At 74.8% G+C, this 16,801-nt stretch carries 13 protein-coding genes; 8 read left to right on the top strand and 5 right to left on the bottom strand.

Annotation, left to right across the window (positions count from 1 at the left end):
* The first annotated feature begins 7 nt into the window (after positions 1-7).
* Together WME76_RS32635 and WME76_RS32630 are read left to right on the top strand one after the other, a co-directional pair.
* Positions 8-2,464: a DUF4912 domain-containing protein gene (locus WME76_RS32635; protein ID WP_437956151.1), complete on the top strand. Its 2,457-nt coding sequence runs from the start codon at positions 8-10 to the stop codon at positions 2,462-2,464.
* Positions 2,465-2,522: 58 nt separating this feature from the next.
* Entirely contained in the window at positions 2,523-3,503 is a 981-nt protein-coding gene (locus WME76_RS32630; RefSeq protein WP_437956150.1) for a hypothetical protein, read from the top strand.
* Between the two features lie 15 nt (positions 3,504-3,518).
* Here WME76_RS32630 and WME76_RS32625 read toward each other — a convergent pair whose 3' ends face one another.
* The 3 genes from WME76_RS32625 to WME76_RS32615 form a co-directional block, all read right to left on the bottom strand.
* On the bottom strand, positions 3,519-4,469 hold the full coding sequence (locus tag WME76_RS32625) for a hypothetical protein (protein ID WP_437956149.1): 951 nt from the start codon (positions 4,467-4,469) through the stop codon (positions 3,519-3,521).
* Between the two features lie 10 nt (positions 4,470-4,479).
* Entirely contained in the window at positions 4,480-5,916 is a 1,437-nt protein-coding gene (locus tag WME76_RS32620; protein ID WP_437956148.1) for a protein-disulfide reductase DsbD family protein, read from the bottom strand.
* 71 nt (positions 5,917-5,987) lie between these two features.
* Positions 5,988-6,896 (bottom strand): tetratricopeptide repeat protein, encoded by a 909-nt coding sequence (locus tag WME76_RS32615; protein ID WP_437956147.1) that lies wholly within the window; start codon positions 6,894-6,896, stop codon positions 5,988-5,990.
* A gap of 218 nt (positions 6,897-7,114) precedes the next feature.
* Between WME76_RS32615 and WME76_RS32610 the strand changes: the two genes are divergently transcribed.
* The 5 genes from WME76_RS32610 (at position 7,115) to WME76_RS32590 (ending at position 12,646) form a co-directional block, all read left to right on the top strand.
* Entirely contained in the window at positions 7,115-7,492 is a 378-nt protein-coding gene (locus WME76_RS32610) for a hypothetical protein (protein ID WP_437956146.1), read from the top strand.
* On the top strand, positions 7,480-7,824 hold the full coding sequence (locus WME76_RS32605; RefSeq protein WP_437956145.1) for a hypothetical protein: 345 nt from the start codon (positions 7,480-7,482) through the stop codon (positions 7,822-7,824). Before WME76_RS32610 ends, WME76_RS32605 begins: the two co-directional genes overlap by 13 nt.
* Before the next feature lie 230 nt (positions 7,825-8,054).
* The gene (locus WME76_RS32600) at positions 8,055-9,152 is read left to right on the top strand and encodes a hypothetical protein (RefSeq protein WP_437956144.1); all 1,098 of its coding nucleotides are present in this window, start codon (positions 8,055-8,057) and stop codon (positions 9,150-9,152) included.
* 118 nt (positions 9,153-9,270) lie between these two features.
* Positions 9,271-10,929 (top strand): DUF2254 family protein, encoded by a 1,659-nt coding sequence (locus tag WME76_RS32595; RefSeq protein ID WP_437956143.1) that lies wholly within the window; start codon positions 9,271-9,273, stop codon positions 10,927-10,929.
* A gap of 187 nt (positions 10,930-11,116) precedes the next feature.
* Positions 11,117-12,646: a serine/threonine protein kinase gene (locus WME76_RS32590; RefSeq protein ID WP_437956142.1), complete on the top strand. Its 1,530-nt coding sequence runs from the start codon at positions 11,117-11,119 to the stop codon at positions 12,644-12,646.
* Positions 12,647-12,651: 5 nt separating this feature from the next.
* Here WME76_RS32590 and WME76_RS32585 read toward each other — a convergent pair whose 3' ends face one another.
* The gene (locus tag WME76_RS32585; protein ID WP_437956141.1) at positions 12,652-14,154 is read right to left on the bottom strand and encodes a helicase HerA domain-containing protein; all 1,503 of its coding nucleotides are present in this window, start codon (positions 14,152-14,154) and stop codon (positions 12,652-12,654) included.
* 626 nt (positions 14,155-14,780) lie between these two features.
* On the opposite strand from WME76_RS32585, the gene WME76_RS32580 reads away from it, so the two are divergent.
* A complete protein-coding gene (locus WME76_RS32580) occupies positions 14,781-15,653 on the top strand; it encodes a sulfurtransferase (RefSeq protein WP_437956140.1) in 873 nt (290 codons plus the stop codon).
* A gap of 16 nt (positions 15,654-15,669) precedes the next feature.
* Here WME76_RS32580 and WME76_RS32575 read toward each other — a convergent pair whose 3' ends face one another.
* Positions 15,670-16,797 (bottom strand): arginase family protein, encoded by a 1,128-nt coding sequence (locus WME76_RS32575; RefSeq protein WP_437956139.1) that lies wholly within the window; start codon positions 16,795-16,797, stop codon positions 15,670-15,672.
* Positions 16,798-16,801: the final 4 nt, after the last annotated feature.

Here is a 16,801-nt window from a genome sequence, read left to right as displayed (position 1 = left end):
CACGGCGATGGAGCGCCGGGAGCTCGACGGGCTGACGCGGGAGGAGCTGATAGCGCGCGCCGAAGGGCTCGGGGTGCCGCGGCCGCGCGTGCTCACGAAGGCCGAGCTCGTCGACGAGATCCTGGCGCGCGCCGCGCAGAGCGAGCCGGAGCGGGCGCGCGCGCGCGGCTTCCTCGGGCGGGCGCGCGATCTGCTGTCGCGCGTGGTCGAGCGCGGCCTGCACATGCCGGAGACCGCGCGCGCGCTGCGCGGCGAGCCCCCGCCCGAGCAGTGGCCGCCGCCCCCGCCGCCGCCGCTGCCCACGACGACGCTGGCCGAGATCTACGCCTCGCAGGGGCACACGGCCCGCGCCATCGCGGTGCTCGACGAGATCCTCGCGCGCGCGCCGCAGCACGAGGAGGCGCGGCAGCTCCGCGCGCGGCTGATCGAGAAGGCGCAGCGCGAACAGGAGGAGGGAACGGGCGCGGCGGCGAGGGACGAGGAGGAGGAGGCGGACGAGGAGGAGGCGGACGAGGAGGACGCGGCGGACGAGGAGGACGCGGCGGACGAGGAGGAGGCGGACGCGGCGGACGAGGACGCGGCGGACGCGGCGGACGAGGAGGACGCGGCGGACGAGGAGGACGCGGCGGACGAGGAGGCGGCAGCCGAGGCCGCCGACGCGGAGGACGCTGGCGCAGAGGACGCTGGCGTGGCGGACGCGACGGTCGCTGCTCCGGAGCCTCCCGGCGTAGCGGGCGCGGCGGCTGCAGACGCAGAGGCGGAAGAGGCAGAGGCCACGAAGGGCGCTGCTCCGGAAGCCGCCGGCGTGGCGGGGGCGGAAGCCCCCGGCTCGGTCGCGCTGGTCGAGGCCCCGGCCGCCGACGAGCAGGCCGGGCAGCCTGAGGCCGTCTCCGAAGCGCCTGCCGTCGCTCAGGTGCCGTCGCCGCGCGATCTGCCGCCCGCGGAGGCTCCGGCGCAGGCATCGCCGGTCGCGGAGGACAGCCGCGCGGGCGCGGCGCTGAGCCTCGCGGCGGTCGCGCAGGACGAGCCGACCGAGATGCCGGCGCGGTACGACGTCGACGAGATCGTCGGCCTCGCCGTCGATCCGGAGACGCTCTACCTCTACTGGGAGGTGCGCCCCAGGACGCTCGCGCGAGCGCGCGCGCGTCGGCCGGATGGGCAGCTCGTGATCCGCGTGGTCGCGGTGCTCCCGAGCTGGGAGAGGCCCGTGGTCGAGCAGCGCGATCTCGCGATCGACGCGCTCTTCGGGGATATGTTCGTGCGCGACATCCCGGCCGGCGCGCACCTCCGGATGTGCACAGGCTGGCTCGCCGGCGACGCGTTCGAGCCCTTCGCGGTGGGCCTCGAGGTCGCCGCGCCACGCGCGCTGCCGGTCGCGCCGAAGCCGTCCCCGGAAGCGCCCGTCGCCCCCGAGCCCGCGGCGCTGCCGGACGAGATCCCGCCGGGCAGCCTCGCCGCCTCGAGCGGTTCGGCGCCGCACGTCGAGGGGACCGACGGCGAGGTGTACTCCACGGCATCCGGTGCGCTCGATATCTCTACAGTGTTGGTGGAATTTCCGAGGGGCAGCGGTGGGGGCGGGACGCCTTCCACCGTGGCAGGAGCGGCGCCGGACGCGGCGTCGGCGATCGCGCCTGCGCCGCCTTCGAGCGTGCCGGCCGCGCGCGGCGGCGACGTCGCTGCGGAGGCAGCTGCGGCCGTCGCGAGCGGCGACGTGGTCACCGAGGCCGCCGCGCCCGCCCGGGGCCGCGACGCCGCCCCCCAGGCTGCCACGCCGGTCGCGAGCCGCGACGTGGCGGTGGCTGCGCCCTCCGCGAGCACGTCCGCATCTGCGGAGGCGGTCGCGTTCGTGACGGGCGACGCGCGCACCGAGGCCGCAGATGCCGCCTCGCCCCACGGCGCCGCACCCGAGGCCGCCGCACCCGAGGCCGCCGCATCGGCGCCGCTCCAGGGGCCCGGTGTCGACGTGGGCACCACCGGCCACGGCGCGCCGGGCGTCGTCGAGACGGGGCGCTTCCCCCCGAGCGCGGAGCCTCCCCGCTTTCCCGCGGGGACGACGCCGACCCCGGAGGCGGTCGCGGCGACCCGCGGCCGGGCCAGCGAGGGCCCACCCCGCTTCCCCTCGGGGACGGTGCCGACCCCGGAGGCGATCGCGCAGGCGGTCGCGGCGACCCGGGGCGGGGCCAGCGAGCTCGGTCGGCGGGGTGGCGGAGGCGTCGGGCCCGGGCTCGGGCGCGGCGGTCCGCCCCACGCCAGCGAGGCGCTCCGGCGCATCGGCGCCGAGGGGGCTCAGTCCCTCGGCGGCGGCAGCGAGCTGCGCAGCCTGGGCGGCGGCAGCGAGCTGCGCAGCCTGGGCGGCGGCAGCGAGCTGCGCTCGGGCGCGGGATGGGCACGCCCCCTGGGCGGCGGAACCGAGCTCTGGCGGAGCTTCGCCACCGGGGCGCGCACGCCGTCCGGGGACCGCTGAGCGAGCCGCGCGGCCCGTCGCACGCAACTGGCGACGCGCGGCCGTCGACCCAGCTCGCGTGCAAACGAACCACCGATCCCTCCACCGCTCCGCCCTCTTCCTCCTCGGCGCGCTCGCGTGCGCCCTGTCCGCGCCGCAGGCGCGCGCGGACCTCCCCTCCGACGACGAGCCCACCGCGCTCGACGCGCGCATGGACCGCCTCGACACCGCGCCCCACGAGCTCTGGGCTGCGTCGCCGGGGCGCGCGCAGCCGCTCTGGATCGCGGTCCAGCTCGGGGTCGCTCGGCTCGAGCGCGGCGAGCGCTCCGTCAGCGGCATGCTGCTCGCGAGCGTCCCCCTCGAGCGGACGTCCGAGCGCCCGCGCGCGCCGCCTCCCTCCTCCGTCGCCGAGTCGGAGGCGCCCCGGCTGAAGCCTGCCGCCGAGGCCCGGGGCGCGCCCGGCGCCGCGCCGGCGCTCGAGCTCCCCGAGGCGCCTCCCGCGCCGCCCGCCGAGGCGGAGCCGCAGCTCCCGCTGCCGGTCCGGGTCACGCCGGCGATGGCGCGCGCGGCCGTGGAGGCGGCGCTGCGACAGGCGCGCCTGCTCGACCCGGGGGCGCGCATCGACGCGCTCGCCTCGCGCGCCCGGACGTCGTCGCTGCTCCCGGAGCTCCGGCTCCGCGTCTCGCGCCTCGTCGACGAGGCGGAGAACCTGGCGCCCACCGAGTACGACCCGGCGCGCAGGACGGCCTCCGGCGGCACGAGCCTCTGGCTCGAGGCGCGCGCGACATGGCGGCTCGACCGCCTGGTGTTCGTCGACGAGGAGATCGCCCTGGAGCGCCTCCGCCGCGAGCGCGCCGAGCTGCAAGCGAAGCTCATGGCGCGCGTCATCGAGCTGCTCTTCGCGTGGCAGCGCGCCGTCGCGCTCGCGGCAGACCCGGGCCGGAGCCCCGAGGAGCACCGCGCCGCGACGCTCGAGGCGCTCGAAGCCGAGGTGTCCCTCGATCTGCTCACCGGCGGCTGGATGACGCGCTGGCGCGCCGCGCGCGAGCAGGATTTCTGACCTGCGTACCAGCGGCTACAGGATCGTCTCCGAGAGCGTCACCTTCCGCTTGCCGGTCCCGGTGTCCCCGTCGGTATCGGTGACGGTCACCTCGACGTCCACGACCTTGCCGAGCAGCTCCTCGATCTCCCGCTCCCCGTCCAGCCGGAACCGCAGCCCCGGGAGCTTGCAGAAGCCGCCTTCGTCCTGGTCCAGGGTGAAGATCACCCGGAGCGGCTCGATCGTGGTGCCGAGCTCGGGCACGACGCCGCTCACCACGGTGGTCGAGCCGGACCGGCGGAGGTTCTTGATCCGGGTGGCGATGAAGATGTGATACCCGCCCTGCGGTCCCGCCTCGACCTGGACCTCGTCGAGATCCTCGAGCGGGAAGTAGTCGGTTTGCCCCTCGCCGACGACGACCACCGGCGCCCCGGCGCCGTCCGGCTTGCAGAGGTCCGGCTCCGCGTCCTCCTTCCACGAGGGGTCGTACGGATCGAGCTGCCGGGGATCCACGAAGGGAGCGCTGCAGCCGCCGGCGACGCAGGTCTGCGGCGCCGGGCACGTGGCGGCCCCGGGCGCGACGACGCACTCCCGCTCGAGGCGCAGCTCCAGGAGCGTCGTGCGGCCGCCGGTCACCTGGGTCATCGCGGTGCGGACGAGCACCGGCCTGTCCGGGTCCTCGGCCCCGAACGCCTCCAGCGAGATCTCCACCGCCGTCAGGTCGTCGAGGTCCTTGAAGGCGAACTCCCGGGGGAAGAAGAGCTGCCCGCTCCGGTGCGTCATCACGTCGTCGCGCACGAGCTCGCCCGCCGCGCGCAGGACCACGCGCATCCTGTCGATGTCGACCCCCGGGAGCAGCTCGCTCGTCACCCCGACCACCACGGTGCCGGTCGGCGGGGCCCCGACGCCGCAGCCGGAGAGGACCACCAGGAAGCAGAGGGCGCAGAGGGAGCCGCGCGCGCGGACGCCGAGCAGGGAGGGGCGCATGGGCACGGCGCTACTGGATGCCCTCGAGCGCGGCCAGGAACACGTCCGGGCCGACGAAGTCGTTGAAGCGCTTCCGCTCGGCCCCGGTGGAGTCGTAGATCACCACCGTGGGCAGGCCGACGACCCTGTACTTGCCCTTCACCGCGTCGACCTGCGGATCCTCGTCGTCCGTCGCGTCGACCTTCACCGCGACGAAGTGCCCCGCCTTGGCCATCACGCGGGGATCCGAGAAGGTGTCCTTGTCGAGCTGCTTGCAGGCGCCGCACCACTCCGCGGTGAAATCCACGAGCAGCGGCCGCTTCTCCGCCTTCGCCTTCGCGACGGCCACCGGCTCCTCGTGCAGCCACGTGAGCTGCCGCGGCGCGGCCTCGCCGGCCACCGCCGCCGGGACGGGCGAGGCGAGGCGCGGCAGGTCCAGGCTCGCGACGAGCAGGAAGCCGCAGGCGACCGTGAGCGCGATCCCGAGCCCCTTGCGGACCTTCACCCCGAGGCCGCCGTCGTCCCAGGACAGGTGCACCGCGCCGAGCGCGAGGCCGAGCGCCACCAGGCCCGCCATCACCGCCATGAACTGCGGCGTGGGCCGCGCGAGCGACGACAGCGCCGGGAACGTCGTCTTCAGGAAATAGAGCGCGACGATCAGCATCACGATCCCGAAGAACGACTTCACCCCGAGCATCCACTTGCCGCCCTTCGGGAGCGCGACGGCGAACGTGCCGACCAGCCAGAACGGCAGGCCGAGCCCGATCGAGAAGGTGGCGCCGACCAGCGCGCCGAGGCCGATGTTCTGGGTCTTGCCGATCCACAGGATGATGCCGGTGAGGACGGGCCCGGTGCACGGCGCGGCGACCAGGCCGCTCACCAGCCCGAGCAGGAACGCGCCGCCGTAGCCGATGCCGCCGACCTGCGAGAGCCGCTGCATCAGCGTGTCGGGCAGTGTCATGTCGAAGGCGCCGAACATGGACAGCGAGAGCGCGATGAACACCATCGCGATGCCGACGATGACCCACCGGTTCGCGAGCACGCTGCCGAACAGGCTCCCGGTCAGCGCCGCGACCACGAGCATCGCCGTGAAGAGCACGACGATGCCGAGCACGAAGCTCGTCGAGAGCAGCATCGCCTCGCGCCGGGACTTCGCCTCCCGCGCCCCGAAGATGCTCACCGTGATGGCGATCATCGGGTAGACGCACGGCGTGAGGCACGTGAGCAGGCCGCCCGCGAGCGCGGCGAGCCCCGCGAAGAGCGGGCCGGCCTGGAGACCGCGGGTGAACAGATCCGGCTCGTCGGCGGCCAGCGCGAGCCCCGGGCACGCGAGCACCGCGAGCGCGATCAGCGCGGCCAGCGCGCGATCCGACGTGCCGAGCGCGCGATCTGACGTGCCGAGCGCGCCGCGCTGAAGACCTGCCGGTGCGGCGCCGGCGCTTCCCTGGAGACGGGTCGAAGCGGTCATGACGGAGGTTCTATAGCAAAGCGATCGCCGTCGTGCGGCGCGCTCCCTTCCGTCTTCCGTTCGGACCGCCGTCAGCGCTTCGCCATCGTCGCCAGCGTCTGACGCGCCGCCTCGATCTCCCCGCCGAGCGCGATGGCGACCGCCGCCCTGCCCGAGGTGCTCCGCTGTACGAAGGCTTCCAGGTATTTCTTGGCCTCGTCCCAGCGACGGTCGAAGTAAGCCATCTGCCCCAGCACGAACCGGCCGTATCCCTGGCCCGCCGGCACCTCGGAGAGCCGGTCGATCAGCGCGCCGAGCCCCTCCACCGTCCTGCCGCTCTCGCACTGCACGACGGCGAGGTGCCCCTGGTAAAGCGGCTTGTCCCGCGTGCCCCAGCGCGCGGCCCGCGTGAGCGCGCCGATCGCCTCGTCGTACCGGCGCGCCAGGTGGTACACGCTGCCCAGCGTCCACCAGTGGAACGCCCGGCGGCTCGCCGGCCCCGTGCGCGCCGCGAGCCGGAGGTGGCCCACCGCCCCCTCGATGTCGCCGAGCGCCTGCTTCGCCCGCGCGGCGTCCTGGTGGGCGACGTCGCTCAGCACGCCGAGCGCCACGATCTGCTCGGCCACCTCGGACGCCCGCTCGAAGCGGCGCGTCTCGAAGTACGCGAGGTAGAGCTGCCTCAGCAGCATCGCCTGCGTCGTCCTGTCGAGCGGCCCTCGGAGCGACAGGCCCCGCCGCGCCCACAGCGCGCGCGACCGCGGCGTCTCCGCGCCGAGCGCGCGCCGCAGCATCTCCTCGGCCGTCAGCGACGCCGCCGGCGCCCGCCGCCGCGGCGCGCTGCTGGGCCGCTTCTTTCGTGGGGCGTCCTCCAGGCCCGCCTCGCCCCCGCTGCCAGCAATGGCCCCCGCCCCCGGCTTCGTGCGCCGCGACGCACCGCCGGAGCCCCCACGGACGGCTCGAGCGCCGCCCACGCTGTCACCGTGCTCGCTCGCCTTGCGCACAGAAAGCAATCCTAACAGACCTGGACAGGCGTTCCAGCAAGACGCGAGCTTTCCAGGCTTGACTCAGGCCCGGCTGGCCGCCGGGCGCGGTGGCGCCCCGACGGCTGCGCCCTGGCCGCTGGACGTGGTCACGCCCTGATTCGCCCTGATTCGCCCCGATTCGCCCCGATTCGCCCTGACAGTTGCGCCCTGACAGGCATGGCGCCATCGTCGCGGCCATGCGTCGCCGCCCTGGCTTCAGTTCGCTTCAGACGAGGCGGTGTTCCGTCTCCACGGTCTCCGGCAGCCCGGGTCGGGGCTCGGCCCTCGGGCTCGCGTCGTTCCTGGCCTTGCTCGTCGAGCTGCCGCTCGCGGCGGGGTGCGGGCACCCGGCGGGCCGCGAGGAGTGCGAGGCCATCTTCAAGCGGAGCGCGGAGATCGAGCTCCGGACCCAGAACATCGTGGATCCGAAGATCGTCGAGGAGCGCATCGCGGCGGTGCGGGACGCCCGCAAGGACCTCATCGACCGGTGCGTGGGGCGGCGGATCACGGACGCCGCGATGGCGTGCGTCCGGCAGGCGACGACCCCGGAGCAGGTCGATCGATGCCTGGAGTGACGCGCCCGGCGACGCGCGCCGACGTGCTGGCGACGCTGGCGATCGTGCTGCTCGTGGTCGGCGTGATCGCCGGGCGCGTCGCGCTCCGCGGTCTCGCCGCGCGCCCCTCGCCGGACGAGTGCGCCGCGCTCCTCGATCGCTACGTCGAGCTCGTCCTGCGCGCGGCCACGCCTGAGCCCGCCGCGTCCCAGGTCGCCGAGCGGAAGGCGCTGGCGCGGGAGGCGGCCGGCGAGCGCGGGTTCGTCCGCTGCGAAGCCGACCTCACGCAGGCGGAGGTCGCGTGCGCCCTCCAGGCGGGCAATGCGGACGACCTGGAGCGCTGTCTGCCCTGAAATGACGGGCCCCGCGGCCGGCGGGCGGCCGGCTCCGACGTGCGCCCCCGGCGTGAACCCTGCGCGGACCAGCGCTGCCCGGCCGTCGACCAGCGTGGACGCTGGGCTGGGCGAAGATACGACGCGCGCTGCGAATCGTTCCGGGCGCGCCGCGCTGTGATAGTCTCGGCCGTGGCGAGCGCTCCCCTCTGGCGCGATCTCCTCACCTCCCCACCCTCGGATTGCCTGTCGTGAAAGCCCCGTCGCCCTTGCTCGGCTTCAACAACAACGTCCGGCACAAGGGGCGGTTGTTCCACATACAGACCGAGGACTCGGGCATTCGCCATCCTCACATCATCACGCACCTCTTCGCCGACGGCGGCCGCATCCTGAAGACGACGAAGACGTCGTACGCGGAGCACGTCGGTCAGGCCACGCTCGCCGAGACGGTGCGCGGGATGATGAAGGAGCAGCACAAGGCGATGTTCATCGCCCTGCGCGACGGCCTCTTCGACTACCTCTTCGACGACACGGCCGCCCCGCCCGTGTCGGCGGCCGCCGCGGCGCCGCCCGCCGCCGAGCAGAGCAAGCCGGCGCGGCCGCCGGCGCCGTCGTCGCCCGAGGTGGCCAGCGCGCCGAAGGCGCCCCCGGCGTCGCGGCCCCTCACGCCCGAGGCGCCGCGCCCGAAGCCCGCCGCGGCGCCCGCCCCGGCGCCGACGCCGCCGCCGAGGCCCGCCGCGCCGGCGGCCAGGCCGGCCGCCGCGCCCGTCGCCGCCGCGCCGCCGCGCGCCCCGGCGGCCGAGCCGGCGCCCGCGTCGGCCAGCCCGCGCCCCCGGCTCGAGCTGGATCCGGGCGCGCTCCAGGGGCTCGGCAACGTCGGCGGCGGACGCCAGGCCAGCCCGCTCGCGGGCAGCAGGGCCGTGCGCCCGGCGCCCCCGGAGATCAAGCACGAGCAGCCGTCGATCGATCTCGATCTCGACGCGCTCGAGCGCGCCGCGGCCGAGGCGCAGACGCCGTTCTTCCAGCAGATCCAGGACCTCCCCCCGCCGCCTGCGTCCGTGATCGGGCGGCGGACCGAGTCCGCGTCGTCGGGCGCCGGGGTGTACAGCAACGTCCACCCGGAGCAGCCCGCGGCGCCGCCCGCGGCCACGGTCGCGGTCGAGCACTACTCGGGCGGCCCCGGCTCCGGGCGCTACGCCGCCTCGCGCCCGGCCAGCATCTTCGCCACCAACCGGCCCGCGGAGGGCGCCTCGATCTTCGGTGAGGACCTGATCAGCGAGAAGTCGCTGGACGAGGTGATCCTCAGCTACCTCGCGGAAGATCTCGACAGCCCTCCGGAGAAGAAATAGGCGGGCTGCCGCCCGGCGGTGCGAGCGCGTGAGAAGGCGGGGGGATCAATCGCGTGGTGCTCGGGCGCGTGATGACCAGGCGCGCGGACAGGCGCGTCGATCGACCGGCGAGTACCTCATGAGCCTGGGGCAGACCGCGGCGGACGCCGAGGGGCAGCGCCGCAGGGGCGCGGCCGTGGCCCGCATCTGGCTGCGGCCGATGACGTATCCGCTCGGCGTCAGCATGGCGACGCTGGCCGTCGTCTACCTGCTCGAGCTCGCGCGGCGCGGGAACCAGGGGCTGCCGTTCTGGGAGGTGTTCGCGCGCATGTCGCCGGGCGACGCCGAGCACATCATGGGCGGCATCGGCGAGGTCATCGCCGCGATCCTCGGCATCGTGATCACGGTCGCTTCCATCATCGTGCAGCTCGCGGCGAACCGGTACACGCCGCGGATCACCGAGATGTTCTTCCGCGACCGGACGAACATGCTCGTGATGGGCTTCTTCGTCGTCAGCGCGGTGTTCTCGCTGTGGATCAACTTCTCGATCCGCGTCGGCGGGGGCGGCTCGACCGAGCACGCGTTCGTCCCGTATTACGGCGTCCTCGTCACCATGGGGCTGCTCACCGCGAGCCTGCTCATGATGGCGCCCTACTTCGGGTACGTGTTCGACTTCGTCGAGCCCGACAACGTGGTCGGGCGGATCAAGCGGAGCGGCGTCGAGCAGGCGCTGCGCCCCGCGGGCGGGGAGGGCGAGGACGCGATCGACGAGCGGCGGGTGATGGCGCTCTCGGCGCTGGAGCAGCTGGCCGACGTGGCGCTCAACGCGATCGACCAGAAGGACAAGGGGATCGCGTCGAAGACGGTCGACTCGCTGTCGGAGCTCGTCGTCGCGTACCTGCCCCACAAGGCGACGCTCGACGAGCGCTGGTTCCAGATCCGCGACCGCCTCGCGAAGGACACCGACTTCGTGAGCATGAACGCCGAGGCGCTCGGCAAGCTCTCGACCACGCAGACCTGGCTCGAATACAAGGCGCTCCGCCAGTTCCTGATGGTCTACCGCGAGGCGCTCACCGCGATGCCGGACCTCATCACGCGCATCGCGATCGACACCCGGTACATCGGGCAGACGGCGATCGCCGCGGGCGACCAGGCGGCCGTCGCGGTGGTGGTGAAGTTCTTCAACACCTACATGCGCCGGGCGCTCAACGCGAAGGACATCGCCGCGGCCTACAACAACCTGAACCAGTACCGCTACCTCGCGGAGGAGCTGCTCAAGGCGGGGTGGGGGGATCAGGTCCTCGAGATCGCGCGCTATTTCAAGTATTACGCGCAGACGGCGCACGCGATGGGGCTCGCGTTCCTGACCGAGACGGTCGCGTTCGACCTGTGCGTGCTCAACGAGCGCGCGTACGACGTCCACGCGCCGGCCCGCGACGAGCTGCTCCGGATCTTCCTCGATGTCGACAAGGAGGCCGAGCTCGACCAGCAGGAGCGGTCGCTCCGCGGCGTCCGCAAGGCGCAGGTCAAGCTGGCCACGTACTACCTGCAGCGGGGGGAGGAGGCGCTCGCGCGCAAGATCTACCGCGACATGCGCGACGAGCGGCCCGACCGGCTGCGCTCGATCCGGGCGGAGCTCCTGGCCGTGACGAGCAACGAGTTCTGGGAGATCAACGACCGGGGCGCCGTGTTCGAGTACATCGAGCCGGAGCGGCGGCTGCTCATCCACCGCTTCTTCGAGTGGTTCCCGGCGACGACCATGCGGGAGCCGATCCGCGAGGAGCACACGCAGGAGTGAGCGGCGCGCCCGCAGGTGCGCTGGGGTGGGCGTCGGCGCGCGACGAATCCGCGCCGGGCATGGACGCGGTGATTCCTGCGGCGCGCGGGCGGCGATAGGATCGGGCATGCCTCCCCTGCACCCTCTCCACCCGCCGCAGGAGGGCTAGCCTCGACGGACGTCGAGGTCGAGCGCCGCAGATCACGAGATGGCCGCCTCACGCCCCCACCCCACGAGCGCCGAGCCCGATCCGCAGCGGGAGCTGTTCGCCGGCAAGTACCGGCTCATCCGGATGCTGGGCAAGGGCGCGATGGGGGAGGTGTGGCTCGCCGAGGAGGACGGGCCCAGCGACCCGCGGCGCCTCGTCGCGCTGAAGCGGCTGGCGCCGAGGTCCGAGCTCGGCGCGTACGCGCGCGAGTCGTTCTTCGCCGAGGCGCAGGTGATCGCGCGGCTCGACCACCCGAACGTGGTCCGGCTGATCGAGCTCGGGAGCTTCGAGGGCTCCGTGTACCTCGCGCTCGACTACATCGACGGCCCGGCCATCGATCGCGTGCTCAGGAAGGTGGGCGCGTTCTCGCCGCGCGTCGTGGCGTACATCGGCCGGGAGATGGCGAGGGCGCTCGAGGCCGTGCACACGCTGTGCGAGGAGGACGGGCGGCGCTACGCGGTGGTCCACCGCGATGTCTCGCCCTCCAACATCCTGATCGCGCGGGACGGCCGCGTGTGCCTGACCGATTTCGGGGTCGCGCGCGTGCCCGGCGGCGGGGGCGAGCAGGCCGACAGCGGCGTGTTCAAGGGGAAGCTCCCGTACATGCCGCCGGAGCAGGCGCGCGGCGAGCCGTTCGACGGGCGCGCGGACGTGTTCTCGCTGGGGATCACGCTCCTGGAGGCGCTGCTCGGCAGCCGGGTGCGCAAGGCCGACACGCAGACGCAGCTCATCCTGCGGGTCGCGTCGACGCCCATCCCCCGCGCGCGGACGCTGCTGCCCGAGCTGAGCGCGCCGCTCGCGGACGCGCTCGACGCGGCGACCGAGTTCTCCGTCGAGAAGCGGACCGCGAGCGCGGGGGCGCTGGCGGACGCGCTGGAGCAGGTCCTCCTCGGGATGGGCCCGGACGCCGAGCAGGAGGCGCGGCGCGAGCTGAAGGAGCTCATCGAGACCTACCTGGCGAGGGCGCGCTCGACGAGCGGCTCGGGCTGCCACGCGGCGCCGTCGATCCCCCCGGCGAGCGGACCGGGATTGAGCTCGCCGGGTCTTTCGCGGAAGGCGGCGCCGGCGGGCGTCGTGTCCGCCGACCGTCCGTCGGGCCGCCCGTCGTCGCCCGAGCCGCGGCGGAGCGCGCCTCCCGCGCGCCGGAGCGGCGCGCCGCGGCCGTCCGGCGCGGCCATGGGCTCGCTGTCGGTGAACTACCTCGATTTCGATGGCCCGGACGACGCGCCGCCGCGCCCGCGCGCGCTCGCGACGCCGCTCACGCCGGAAGGAGAGCTGCTGCGGAGGCACGCCGCGGTCGAGGTCGAAGGCGAGGCGGGGCCCAGGGCCAGCAAGCCGTCAGCGGCCGGCGCGGCGCTCGCGGCCGGGATGCTGCCGGCGACGCGCACCGGCGCGGCGCCCGGCGAGGAGCCCGGCGATACAGGGCTCAGCCCCGAGCAGATGCGGCGCAAGCGGCGGATCTTCTACGCGGGGCTGCTCGTGCTGGGGACGGTCGCGACGATCCGGCTGATCTTCGTGGCCGGCTGCTAGACCCATCAGCCGAGCTGGATCGCCCGGAGCACGGCCGCCTCGTTCAGCGCGTGGCGGCCGCTCTGGACCGACGCGAAGCCCGCGCGGGCTAGCGCGGCGAGCGCGTGCACGGCGCGCCGGATCTCGACCTGGCTGCGGGAGCCGCCGCGCGCGGCGAGCTCCTCCGCGCTGAGCGCCGCGCCGCCGGCGAGCAGCTTCGCGGCCAGCGCGACGTGCGCCACCGACCGGGGTGATCGCCGCCGCGCGTGGCTCCTCGCGGCGTTGACCATCTGCTTGACGCCGCGCGCCTCGAGCACCGCCCCGGCCGGCAGCGCGAGATCCCGGAGCGACGGGGAGGCCGGCCTCGCGACGACCTTCACGGCCGCGCCGACCGGCGCGGGAGCAGGCGCGGGCGCCGCCGGAGCGGGGGGCCGAGGCGCGGCGGGAGCGAGCGCCGCCGGCGGGCGCGCGGCGTCGGGCTGGACGACGCGCGCCACGATCTCGTTCTGGATGACGACCTTGACGACGCCGGCCACCTGCAGCGCGACGCGCAGCCGCTCGGTCTCGGCCTCGGCGGCCCTGCGCGCCTCGTCGGCCTGCTCGAGCTGCTGCCGGAGGCGGCGGATCTCGGCCCGCAGCGCGGCGCTCGGATCGGGCGCCGTCGCGCCCGCGATCTCGTCCGCGAGCGCCTCGCGCAGCTCGTCGATCAGCGTGCTCAGCTTCGAGTCCGCGGCGCGCGGCGGGCCGGCGGCCTCGCCGGTCCAGCTCGGGGCGTCGCCGCCGTGGGCGGTGTGGCGGGCGCGCCAGCGCTCGAAGCGCCCGGCGGCGGGCAGGAAGAACTCGCCGGCCGGGAGGGCGCGGAACTCCTCGAACGTGTGGCCGTCGACGAGCGCCTTCACCGCGTCGTAGTCGCGCTCGATCTCGAACCCGCCGATCGCCGGGAAGTTGAGCTGGCTCATGAGCTCCTTCGAGACGGCCTGCGTGCGCTGGCTGGCGACGGCGAGGAGGACGCCGCGCTTGCGGCCCTGCTTGGCGAAGCGGTGCAGGATGTCCGAGGTGAGCGACGCGCCGGACTGGGGCGCGAAGATGTGCACCTCCTCGACCACGAGGGCCGCGGGCGCGCGGCGCTCGGACAGGAGGACCCACAGCCGCTCGAGGAACGGGAGCGCGGCCTCCTGCTGGGCGCGGTTCGTCGGCTGATCGGAGAGGTCGATGACGAGGCCGAGCCCCTCGTCGAGCACCCGCGCGAGCGCGAGCGCCGCCGCGCGCTCGCCGGACGGCAGCGGCAGATCCGCGTGGGCGCCGCCGAGGACGAGCAGGCGGAACCGCTCCCGCAGCGTGTAGAGCTCGCCCTCGGGGTCGATCGCGACGACGGGGATGCCGGCCGCGAGCAGCTCCTCGCAGAGGACCCCGACGCCGAAGCTCTTGCCCCGACCGGACGAGGCCCAGATGCCGACGCGCAGGCCGGTGCGCGCGTAGTCGGAGAGGTCGAGTCGGTAGCCGTCGCAGAGGGAGAGGATGGGGCTCAAAGGGGTGCCTCCCGTGGGGCTCGGGGCGGATCGCGCGCGACGGTGGACTGTAGGCGAGCGCGTCGGCGTGTGCGAACCGAGCAGGGTCGCGTCGCGAGGGAGTTGCGGGCGAGGCGCGGCGGGGGAGGCAGGGGGAGATGGGCGTGGCCTGGTGGCCGTGGCGGGACGGGGCCATGTCGCGGGCGCGGCCGGATCGGCGCGCTTCCCGCGGGGCCGGGAGAGTGGAACTCCCGGCGAGCGGGTCCAGGGCCAGGCCAGACGGGGCTCGACCCCCGTGGGATCGGGCGCAAGGCCAGGCCAGAGAAGGGGTGGGCCCCCCGAGAGCAGGCAGGAGGGCAGGCCGGAAGGGGGGATGGTTCGAGACGGGGACCGTGTTGTCGAAGTGCCCTTGTGTGTTGATCCGACAAGCATGCAGAAGCAAGACATGGCGCGTTTGCTCGACGGATTACAACGAGCTTGCCCGGAGGCTGCGTGATGCAGCGGTCAGTACCCGGAGGCTGCGTGATGCGGCGGCCCGAGAGACCACCGGTCGCCGTGTGCGAGAAATCGGCACGCACTGTCTGGAAGGGAATCTTGCCCTTCATCGCCCGGCTTCACGGCCCGACAGGAGAAGGTAGGATCCACCAATGCCCGACCCCCGCTCCGTGCCCCCCGGCCCCCTCGTCGACGTCCCCTGGCTCGCGGCGAACGCCGCCGACCCTCGCGTCCGCGTGGTCGACTGCCGCTGGTACCTCAGCGGTCGCCGCGGCGCCGACGAGTACGCCCGCGGACACATCCCGGGCGCCGTGCACCTCGACGTCGACGCCGACCTCTCCGCCCCGGCGCAGGGAGGGCCCGGCCGCCACCCGCTGCCCGACGCGGCGGCGTTCGCGGGCGTGCTCGCGAGGATCGGCGTCGGCCCCGAGACGCTGGTCGTCGCCTACGACGACGCGGGCGGCGCCATCGCGGCGCGGCTCTGGTGGCTGCTGCGGTACTTCGGCCACCCGGGCGGGCGCGTGCTCGACGGCGGCCTCCAGGCGTGGACCGCGGCGGGGCACCCGCTCTCGACCGACGCGCCCGCCATCGCGGAGGCGCCGAGGACGGAGCTCGCCGCCGGGGGCGCGCCGGTCGCCGACAAGGTGGCGGTCGACCGGCTGCGCCGCGACCCCGCGGCGGTGATCCTCGATGCCCGCGCCCGCGAGCGCTACGAGGGGCAGACCGAGCCCGTCGACGCGCGGCCGGGCCACATCCCCGGGGCGCGCTCGGCGCCGTTCGCGGAGAACCTCCGCGCGCCGTCCGGGCCCTTCCGTGAGCGCGCGGAGCTCGAGCGGCGCTACCGCGACCTCGGCGCGCTCGAGGCGACCACCGTGGTCTGCTACTGCGGCTCCGGCGTCACCGCCTGCCACGACCTGCTCGCGCTGGCGACGCTCGGCCGCACGGACGCGATCCTCTACGAGGGGTCGTGGAGCGACTGGGCCAGGGACGCCGGCCTGCCCGCGGCGAAGGGCCCCGATCCCTGAGCGTCGCCCCCGGGCGTCAGGCGAGCGCGCGGCCGAGCGTGGCCTCGATCGTCTCGCGCAGGTAGCGCACCGCGAGCGCGAGCGTGCGCGCCGAGCTCTCCGGCGTGGGCTGGAGCGCCGGCGCGACCTCCATGACGTCGCCGCCGATCAGGCCGACCTCGCGCCCGAGGCGGCGGATCAGCGCGACAACGAAATCGGGCGTGAGGCCGTCCGGCTCCGGGGTCCCGGTCGCATCGGCGTACGCGGCGTCCGTGCCGTCGATGTCGTTCGAGAAATACACGCCCTCGACGCCGGTGCTCTTCACGTGGGCGACGATGGCGTCGAGCGCCGCCGCGGGATCGGCGCGGCACTCGGCCGCCCAGAACTGCCGCACGCCGTAGCGGCTCTCCCAGTGCTCGCGCGGCCTCTGCGAGGCGCGGACCCCCACCTGGGTCAGCCGGCCGCCCCGGCCGACCAGCTCGTTGGCGTGGTACGACCAGGTGGCGAAGCAGTACGCGACCCCGAGCCGCTCCTCGAGGAGATCGGTGTGCGCGTCGGGCTGCACGATGCCCCACGGCCGCTGCTGCGCGCCGCGCACGCGGGCGAGCGCGCGCGCGACCGGCAGGGCCGTGGAATGATCGCCGCCGAGCACGATCGGCGCGACGCCGGGGTTGATCGAGAAGACGAGATCCAGCGCGCGCTCGGCGATCGAGAGCGGGGAGACAGGCAGCCGGGACGCCTCCGGCTCGGGCACGCCGGGGTAGAGGGCGCGGCGCGAGGCAGCCTTCTGGGCCTCCGAGAGCATGTCGTCGTGCAGGAGCTGCGGGACGACGAACACGTCGCCGATGTCGACGAGGCCGACGTCGCGCGCCCGCTCGGGGAAGTCCGGGTGGGCGTCGAGGAGCGCGGTCCGGATCGCCTGCGGGCCCATGTTGGAGCCGCGGAGGAGCCCCGCGCCGACGTCGGAGGGGATGCCGAGCAGGATGGCGCGCGCGCCGGCGATCCGGTCGAGCGACGCGCGGAACCGGGCGGCGACCTCGTCCTGGGTCGTGGCGCCGTAGAGTCGCCGCTGGACCTCCAGCTGCTGGGCGCGCCCGGTGGAGACGAGGTAGAGGCCTCCGGCCGCCGGACGCAGCAGGAGCGCGAGCTCTTCGTGCGGGGTCATGCTC

The sequence above is a fragment of the Sorangium sp. So ce119 genome, assembly GCF_051524405.1.
GTDB classification, from domain to species: domain Bacteria; phylum Myxococcota_A; class Polyangia; order Polyangiales; family Polyangiaceae; genus Sorangium; species Sorangium cellulosum_G.
The sequence above is the reverse complement of the archived record's forward strand: the minus strand, read 5'-3'. Positions and strand labels throughout refer to the sequence as shown.

Bases quoted from the DNA above. Each gene is read 5' to 3' on its own strand.
- WME76_RS32635 (WP_437956151.1), top strand. From the start codon at position 8: ATGGAGCGCCGGGAGCTCGACGGGCTGACGCGGGAGGAGCTGATAGCG.
- WME76_RS32625 (WP_437956149.1), bottom strand. From the start codon at position 4,469: ATGCGCCCCTCCCTGCTCGGCGTCCGCGCGCGCGGCTCCCTCTGCGCC.
- WME76_RS32620 (WP_437956148.1), bottom strand. From the start codon at position 5,916: ATGACCGCTTCGACCCGTCTCCAGGGAAGCGCCGGCGCCGCACCGGCA.
- WME76_RS32610 (WP_437956146.1), top strand. From the start codon at position 7,115: ATGCGTCGCCGCCCTGGCTTCAGTTCGCTTCAGACGAGGCGGTGTTCC.
- WME76_RS32605 (WP_437956145.1), top strand. From the start codon at position 7,480: ATGCCTGGAGTGACGCGCCCGGCGACGCGCGCCGACGTGCTGGCGACG.
- WME76_RS32595 (WP_437956143.1), top strand. From the start codon at position 9,271: ATGAGCCTGGGGCAGACCGCGGCGGACGCCGAGGGGCAGCGCCGCAGG.
- WME76_RS32590 (WP_437956142.1), top strand. From the start codon at position 11,117: ATGGCCGCCTCACGCCCCCACCCCACGAGCGCCGAGCCCGATCCGCAG.
- WME76_RS32580 (WP_437956140.1), top strand. From the start codon at position 14,781: ATGCCCGACCCCCGCTCCGTGCCCCCCGGCCCCCTCGTCGACGTCCCC.
- WME76_RS32575 (WP_437956139.1), bottom strand. From the start codon at position 16,797: ATGACCCCGCACGAAGAGCTCGCGCTCCTGCTGCGTCCGGCGGCCGGA.